We start from the raw sequence: 8,197 nt of genomic DNA on the forward strand, positions 1-8,197 counted from the left end.
GCGCTTTCGGGTAAACCCGCCAAGCTCATCATCGGCGCCATGATGCGCAAGCTTTTGCAGGTCGCCTTCGGCGTCCTCAAATCCGAAAAACCCTTCGATCCAGCCCTGCATGGCGCTTGACCCGGATAACAGTATCTACAATCCTTGAATACCACCCTTCCGTAGGTGCACCCTTTGCAACAACAAATCAATCAACTACCATCCTTCCATCGACCCTCGTATATTCATCTTCGAGTAGCCATTCCTTCGCTCCGTCGTACGTCGACGCAGTGAAGACAATTCTCTTATCTGTAGGATCATATATCTCAAACCTACTATTTCCGTGGTCGGCCAAAAGCACCAGTACATAGGGCGGGTTGATCCCCTCATCAGCCCATACTTCATACCAACTCAGCTCATTCATTGTCCTGGCCCCGAACGAGGAATTACGTGATATAAACCGTCTCTAATTTTGATCTCCCCGTATGTTAGAGGTGTACGACTTCCATCAGACCCGATTCGATATCCAATTGGCGTATCAAACTGAAGGCCATATCTATCCCATCCGCGAACATTTCCAGTGAACTGTCCACGCTCAAGAATGGCCCCTTCCGCTTCAGCAAGTGCCTCCTTGCTTTCAAAAACATGTGCAGCGCCTTCTTTTCTTAGCAGTGGCCCCGGAAAATCGGACACCCGCTTAAGTGAAGTTTCTGTTCTAATCACCGCCCCGCGAGGGGGTAGAAACCTGAGAACAGAAGATGAAACGAAAGAGAAGAAATCACTCGGCGGCCTTCAAAGCCAAGGTGGCCCTGGCCGCGCTCAAGGGCGACAAAACGCTGGCGGAGTTATCGGAACAGTTTGAAGTTCACGTCAACCAGATTACGCACTGGAAGGCACAACTCCAAGAGCGGGCGAGCGACGTGTTCGCCACGGCCGCAGAGCGCAGCGAGTCCGCCGGGCCGGACGTGAAGGAGCTGCACGCCAAGATCGGGCAATTGGCGATGGAGAATGATTTTTTAGTCGCCGCGCTCGGTCGCGTGGGCGATCCGAGCGCAAAACGATGATTAACCGCTCCGACCAGCTCCCTGTGGTGCGCCAGTGCGAGTTGCTGGGGCTTTCCCGCTCTTCGGTGTATTACGTGCCCCAGCCGGTCTCAGAAAGCGATCTGGCCCTGATGCGACGGATCGACGAGTTGCACCTCAACCACCCGTTTGCCGGTGCCCGCATGCTGCGCGACTTGCTGCGCCTGGAAGGCATTCCGGTCGGCCGCCGGCACGTGTCCACGCTGATGAAGAAAATGGGCATCGAAGCGTTGTATCGGCGGCCGAATACCAGCCGAAAGCATCCGCAGAACCCGGTCTTTCCGTACCTGCTGGGCGGCCTGGACATTACGAGAGTGAACCACGTCTGGGCCATGGATATCACCTTCATCCCGATGCGCAAAGGCTTCGTCTACCTGGCCGCGGTACTCGACTGGGCCACCCGGCGCGTGCTGTCCTGGCGGCTGTCCAACCCCCTGACCCCGGATTTCTGCATCGAAGCCGTCGAGGAAGCCCTGCAGCGGTACGGCAAGCCGCAGATCCTCAATACCGATCAGGGCAGCCAGTTCGCAACACGGCGTTCGTCGGACTGCTCCAAGGCCACCGTATCCGGGTCAGCATGGATGGCAAAGGCCGCTGGGTCGACAACGTGTTCGTCGAACGGCTGTGGAAAAGCGTGAAATACGAGGAGGTCTACTTGCATGCTTACGACACGGTGTCCCAGGCACGAGAAGGCTTGCAGCGGTATTTCAAGTTCTACAACGAACGTCGACCCCATTCATCGCTTGACGGCAAAACCCCCGATAGCGTGTACTTTGATTCACTGCCCATCCAACAGGCAGCCTAAACCGCAGAAGCCCACTTAAGTTCGGGAAAATCCTGTCCAACAAACCGGGGCCACCGCTCTTATCAACCGATCTGCTTGAGGAGTGCCTTCTAAGTGCTTATTTAAGTGCTTTAACTCGAATGCCAACCCGTCCGTAGGTACCCCTTTTGTCACTGAGCCCCTGCTTGTCCCTCTGCCCATCGTACCGAGCATGACCAGAGCGTCAATATTGTTCTGGCGGTTCTCTCGCATTCCCTCGACTGCTTCATTCATCAGCACCTGATCGCCGGTAATCGCACCTTGCGCATAGGCCGCCAATGCACCAAACGCCTTGCCTATGGTGACAATAGGCGCTTCTCCAGAAGAAAAGTTAGTAATCTTTCTCTCCGATACACCAAATTGCTGGGGCCGGTTATTCGCTCCTGGGAAAGTAGATTGATTCTGGACGACCACGGGGTTGTACTTGGAAAGCCCCAAGGGGTCAGTAAAGCTGACTGGGTTGTTCCCTACGTACACATACGGGTTCACCCCATCGGCAAACCCCGCCGGATCGCGCTGGGTGAAGCGCCCGAGGGTCGGGTCGTAATACCGCGCTCGATAGCCCGTAGGCTGGGTTGAAGCTCTGCGGAAACCCGGCACAGCTGAGGCTTGAAACGCTGGGTTTCGTACCTCAACCCAGCCTGCTCGGGCTAAGAGCAATTGGGCGGAAGGCGGTCGGCAAGGCGCATGTCGGTCGCTTCGCGCCTACAATCATCAATTAGCGCCTCTGGATCAATTCCTGTTTTTGAAATTCTGTGCCCATATCTATGACTAGCTACAACCTTGTAGACACCGTTAGACACTTCATCAATATCAAACGACCAGTCGGGCAACTCCGGGAATGAGCGAATCATGGTTTGACCTCCTTAAGAAATCCACCTTTAATCAAGTCTCCCAACTGCATTGAAGATCGAAATTGAGTTCCAAGACCCAGTTGTCCGAATGCGGGGGCAACAGTACCGGCTTGAACATCAAATGACTTCGCGACCTCGAACGTGCGTAACGGTTGCTCCGCTACCCCTGGGGGGAGCGCTCTAGCCGCTGCCGGAGTTCCAGGAGGAGAGAAAAATCTCGAATAATCACTCCCACCAAAACGATCTACTAGTTGCCCCTCCTGCAAAGTTATCTGGCGCGTTGGGCCAATGAACCCATCGTTCGTAGGATAGAAGTTTGTAAGTGCGCGGCTCTCACTTGCCGTTCCTTTTCCCAAACTGCTACCACCGGAAACTCGCATCGCCGGCGGCACTCCATCCGCCGCATTCTGCAAATCCATCACACGGGCGGTCAACGCCGTTGCCGCCGCCACTGCAGGGTACGTTGCGACCGCAGATCTCGCAGCAGCAGCGGCTCCGGCACCCGCAGTTAATTGTATCTGCGGCAGTTGCAAAACGTCACGTGCGAGACTCTTGAATTCGGCGCCAATGGCTGAAATCCGTTGGCTCGCCCTCGCAAAAGCCGACGGGCTTTGAACACTCGCCGGGACTTTCGTCAAGCCCAACGGATCGGTAAAACTCACCGGATTGTTTCCGACGTACGCATAGGGGTTCAGCCCATCCACAAAGCCCGCCGGGTCGCGTTGGGTGAAGCGGCCGAGGGTCGGATCGTAGTACCGCGCCCGGTAGTAGATGAGCCCAGTGGCGTCGGGCTCCCGGCCGGCGTAGCCGTAGCGCGGGAGGTTGCCGCCAGCGAGAATTCGGCCGAAGGCATCGTAGCGGGCGCTGGCCGTAATGGCTCCGGCGGCATTGGTGACCGCCACCACCGAGCCGAGGGCGTCGGCGTGGTAATACGTGGTGCCGCTAGGGCCGATCCGGAGCAGCGGGCGGTCGAGCCCGGCGTAGGTGTAGAGGGCCTGTGCCTGGGTCCAGGTGGAACCGTACTCGCTCCAGATCTCCGCCCCGGCATAAACGGTGCGCCGGGGCGTCCCGTCCACGCTCGTCTCGATGCGGCGGTCCTGATGATCGTAGGTATACGCTTCCGGCGCGATCCCGGTGCCGCTGGCGGATACCAGCCGTTCCAGGGCATCGTAGCTTAAGTCGAGATTCGCGCCGCCGGAGCTCCGCTGAACCAGGTTGCCGGCGAGATCATAGGTGTAGCTCGCGAGGATCGACCCGGTGTCGGCGCCGCTCCGGATGTGGGTGAGCTGCTGGGCGGCATCGTAGATCGAGCGCTGGATGCTGCCGTCCGGGGCGATCCGCTCCCGCCGGTTGCCGTAAGGATCGTAGGCGTAGGCTTCGGCCAGGATCGCGCCCGCGTTCGTCCGCACTTCCCTCAGCCGGTCGAGGGCATCGTAGTTATAGGTGTAATCCGTCACCGCCCCGGCGATGGCTTCGACGTGGCCGGTGCGCCGGCCGAGAGGGTCGTACTGGTAGGTGTGGCGGCTGACTTCGGTGCCGCCCGCCGCCCGGTTGACGAGTTCCTCGAGGCGCCCTTCGGGGGTATAGCGGTAGTGGGCGCCGTAGCCGTTGGCCAGCGTGGTTTCCAAGAGCCGTCCGCCGCCGTCGAAGACGAAGTGGACCCGCTCGCCGCTGGGCGCCTGCACGGCGCTCAGCCGGCCCACGGCATCGTAGAGGAAGTCGCGGCGGTGGCCTTCGCTGTCCTCGAGGCTGTCGAGGAGCCCGCCGGGGCTGTGGCGGTAAGCCAGGGCCTTGAGTCCCCGGCTGTCGGTGACGGTCGCGAGGCGCTGGGCATTATCGTAGGTGTACTGGTAAGTGACCTCCGGTGTCTCGGCGGCCAGCACCTGGCCCAGGGCATCGTAGGTGTACTGGGTGACATGGGGCGTGGGATCGGTGTCGGAGAGCTTGGCGGTCTGCCGGGTCAGGAGGCCGTTCCGGGTGTGATCGTATTCCCATTCGACCACATGGCCGTTGGGGGATACGCGCCGGATGGGATTGCCGTAGGTGTCGTACACCCAGCGGGTGGTTTGGCCGTTGGCATCGGTTTGTTGGACCACGTGGCCGAAGTCGTCGTAGCCGTAAGTCGCCTGGTCGGTCAGGGTTTCGCTTCCGGTGGCCGTGCGATACCCGGCCCGGATTTTTTGCACATCGCCCAAGGCGGTGTACTGGGTCTCCGTCACCTGGCGGATATTGGTCAGGCCGAGGGCGTCATGCACGGGACCGATGGTCTTGACCGGCCGGTTGAGGACATCGTACTCGGTCAGGGTTTCGCGCCCGCCGTTGTCTACCGTCCGGGTGACATTGCCGTTTGGGTCGTAGAAGTAGTCGGTGTAGCGCCCGTCGGGCCCAGTCAGCCGCTTCAGCCGCCCGTTCTGGGTTGAGTCGTAATACTCGTATTGGGTGACGAGGCCGTTGGGATCGGTCACGCGGATGGGCCGTCCGCCGATGTCGTATTGGGTAACGACCGCGTTCCCCTGTTGGTCGAAGGCCCGGGTCGGCCGGTTGAGGGCATCGTACTCGAACTGGACGCTGTAGCCGTCCGGGTTGGTGATCTTGAGGACGTTGCCGACTTCGTCGTAGGCGATCTGGGTCGCGTACCCGGCGGTATTGCGGCGGACCACTGGCCGATCGAGGGAGTCGTATTCCACCACGTCCTGCTGGAGAAGGCCGTAGACGCCGTCGCCGTCAAAGGCGGTCAGGCTGGCGCCGACGGGGTTGCCGTTATTGTCGTAGGCAAAGTCGCGCCATTGCCGCAGCGCATCGGTCGCGCGGGTGACCAGGCCGTCCCCGTTGTACTGGGTCTGGACCGGATAGAACCGCGCGTCCACGGCGACGGTCGGGCGCCCCAGGGCATCGAAAGCTTGGCTCGCGGTGGTGCATTGGTCGGCCAGTGTGGCCGAGCCCAGTTGCTGCAAGCCGCAGCGCTTAATCGAAATGGGATTCAGCGCCGAGGCGTCGTAGCCGAACTCGACGTAGGGGCCTTCCTGGGTGCTGAAATCCCGCACGCGCTTTGTTCGGGTCAGATTGCCCGCCGCATCGTAGGTATGGATCGTCCACGCGGCGATTTGCGAAGGTGTCGGGGTCACGGTGTTGACGCCCGGCTTCAGGGCGATGACCTCCGTGCGGTTGCCGCGGGCGTCGTAGCGGTACAGCGTGTAATGCCCGTTGGCGTCCTTGGTCTTGGTCGGCTGGTGGAAGGCGTTGTAGCCTTCGTAGGTGACTGTGCTGCCGTCGGGCAAGGTCATCGTGGTCACATTGCCGGCCGCATCGTAGGCGTACCGGATTTCGTTGCCGAGCGCATCGCGCCGCTGGGTCTCGTTGAGGGGATTGACCGTATCCTGGTATTCGTAGACCAACCGCGAGCCATCCCCTTGCTGGTGCTGGAGCTGTTGCCCCCATTCATTGAAGAGATAGGTCTGGCTCACCCCGCGCTCGTCGACCGTGGTCGTTTCCCGGCGGAATTTGTTGTAGCGGAAGGTGTAGGCGTGGCCCTGGCTGTCGGTGTGCCGGAAGGTCTTGCCGTTGGCGTAATACTCGAAGGTCATGCCGTTGCCGTTCGGCCGCGCATAGGTCTTCAGGGCATGGTCGAGATTGGTGCCGTCGGCCGCCGTGTAATAGGTATAGGCAGTCGGACCGCCGCGCCGGCCCGCAACGACTTCCGGGCTTTCGAACTTGACGAGATCGCCCCGGCCGTCGTAGCTGTAGCGGAAGGTGCGGCCCGCCCAATCGGTGATCCGGGTGATATGGCTGCCGCCATTGTCGTACCAGAACTGGAGCATGCGGCCTGTTCCGTCGGCGACGATGGCGAGGTTCCCGCCGCTGTAATCGAAGCGCAAGCTGTTGTTGTTGCGGTCGACCACGCGAATCAATTTCGCCGTTTGGCCGACGGCGCCGGGGACGTTCTGGAAATAGAACGTCAGCCCCCCTTTCTCGCGGAGGGAGTACTCGCCGTTTACTTCCCGTTTCGCCGTCAGGTAAAGACCGGTCTGCGGGGTGAGCGTCGCGTTCACCGCCACGCCCCCGGTTCCTCCCAATACCGTGAAGCTGTTGGCGCCGCCGGTGCCGTCGATCCAAATCGCGCGATCGGTGAGGCCGTTGTTATCCGTATCGAAGAACTGAAGCTGATGGTTGAAACTGTGGGTCCAGCCGTAACCCAAAGGGCCATCCTTGCGGATGTTCGAGTTGTAGACCCGCTCGAACACGATATCGAGACCGCCCCGACCTTTGATGGCTACATCCCGTTCGGGAAGATACATGTTGCCCGATACCAGATTGACGGGATCGCCGCCTGTCGTGACCTTTCCGGCCTGGTAACCGGTATTGGACCAAAGCCCCTTGTCCGCCGGTACCAGCCGAACATTGCTTAGCGATTGGCCGCTCGCGGTGAGCGCTGAGACAATCGAATCCGGGATCAGGGACTGGAACCCGGTGCCCAACGAGGCGGAAAAGGCATTGGAAATCGGCGTCGCCAGGGAATAGCCGCCTTGGGCCGTGGTGTAATCGCCGGAAATCGTGTAGCTGGTCTCGGCCGATAGCAGATTTTGGCCGTCCAAAGTGGCCTTTTCCGCCACCCAGATGGCACCGGCCCACCCGTCGTAATTGATCAGGCACCGCGGCAGGGTGACCTTGAAATACCCTTCCGCAAAAAGATTTCTTAAGTCGTTTTTGGTCGCGGTTGAATAGTTCAGGTTGACCGGCGAAGCCGCGCAGCCGATGTTCAATTGGGTATCGACATCCCCACTGCTCGCCAGGACCACTATGGGTAGGCCGGTGTCGTTGGCGAATTGAAGGCCGCGCACCGTGCTGACGGCATCGACGTGGGCCTGTTCCTGCCAAATATACGATTCGTAGGCAGACATCGCATAGCCCGCCAATAAATAGCCGGCGTAACTCACGGCCCCGGTGACGAGATTGCTCGAACGGGAGCTGCCCCCCGGCACGTCGACCAGGAGTCCCTTGCGCGAGACCGCGAAGGGCAGGTCGAACACGTACTCCACCTTCATCGCCGTGGACGTCAGTCCGATGTGATTGCCGCTGTCGCCGGTCTCGCCGTAGAGCCGTCCCACGGCTTTCCCTGCCTCGGTGATATAGTCCATATACTTCAATCCGGCGATATGGAGGTATTCGCCGAGGGTATCGTCGATTTGCCCGTTGGGATTCGCGTTGGTCTCCACGGCGTTGAGCAGCTTCGCCGAGCGCGCTTCGATCAGATCATCGGAGGCTTGAAAGGCGTAAACCTGAAGCGCATGGTAGTTGTACGCTCCGATATTCCAGTATTGAACCCAGATTATCCATTAGCCCGGAGGAACCTGGGAGGCCCCTGACGAATCGGCGGTTTGGGGCGGCCGGGGAAGCCGTGGTCTAATGGACACCATTAGAAATCCTATTCTCGATTCAACAGGTTAAGGTGTACAAATGGC

General features: G+C 60.0%; 4 protein-coding genes and 2 pseudogenes. 2 read left to right on the forward strand and 4 right to left on the reverse strand.

Going from position 1 to position 8,197, the window contains the following annotated elements; translation table 11 throughout:
• Nucleotides 1-120, forward strand: a pseudogene (locus VEB01_RS02625) (IS110 family transposase); the annotation flags it as partial.
• A gap of 279 nt (nt 121-399) precedes the next feature.
• On the opposite strand, the gene VEB01_RS23020 reads toward VEB01_RS02625, so the two are convergent.
• The gene (locus VEB01_RS23020) at nt 400-702 is read right to left on the reverse strand and encodes a DUF6972 family protein (protein WP_414675396.1); all 303 of its coding nucleotides are present in this window, start codon (nt 700-702) and stop codon (nt 400-402) included.
• Between the two features lie 35 nt (nt 703-737).
• On the opposite strand from VEB01_RS23020, the pseudogene VEB01_RS02635 reads away from it, so the two are divergent.
• Nucleotides 738-1,866, forward strand: a pseudogene (locus tag VEB01_RS02635) (IS3 family transposase).
• Between the two features lie 15 nt (nt 1,867-1,881).
• Here the strand turns inward: VEB01_RS02635 and VEB01_RS02640 are convergent.
• The 3 genes from VEB01_RS02640 to VEB01_RS02650 are packed head-to-tail and all read right to left on the reverse strand — an operon-like array spanning nt 1,882 to nt 7,951.
• On the reverse strand, nt 1,882-2,484 hold the full coding sequence (locus VEB01_RS02640; RefSeq protein WP_324872551.1) for an RHS repeat-associated core domain-containing protein: 603 nt from the start codon (nt 2,482-2,484) through the stop codon (nt 1,882-1,884).
• Between the two features lie 50 nt (nt 2,485-2,534).
• Complete coding sequence (locus VEB01_RS02645) at nt 2,535-2,738, reverse strand: hypothetical protein (protein ID WP_324872552.1); 204 nt, start codon at nt 2,736-2,738, stop codon at nt 2,535-2,537.
• A complete protein-coding gene (locus VEB01_RS02650; RefSeq protein ID WP_324872553.1) occupies nt 2,735-7,951 on the reverse strand; it encodes an RHS repeat-associated core domain-containing protein in 5,217 nt (1,738 codons plus the stop codon). The genes VEB01_RS02645 and VEB01_RS02650 overlap by 4 nt, the downstream gene beginning before the upstream one ends.
• Between the last annotated feature and the right edge of the window lie 246 nt (nt 7,952-8,197).

The sequence above is a fragment of the Methylocaldum sp. genome (assembly GCF_035627495.1).
In the GTDB taxonomy this organism is placed as follows: domain Bacteria; phylum Pseudomonadota; class Gammaproteobacteria; order Methylococcales; family Methylococcaceae; genus Methylocaldum.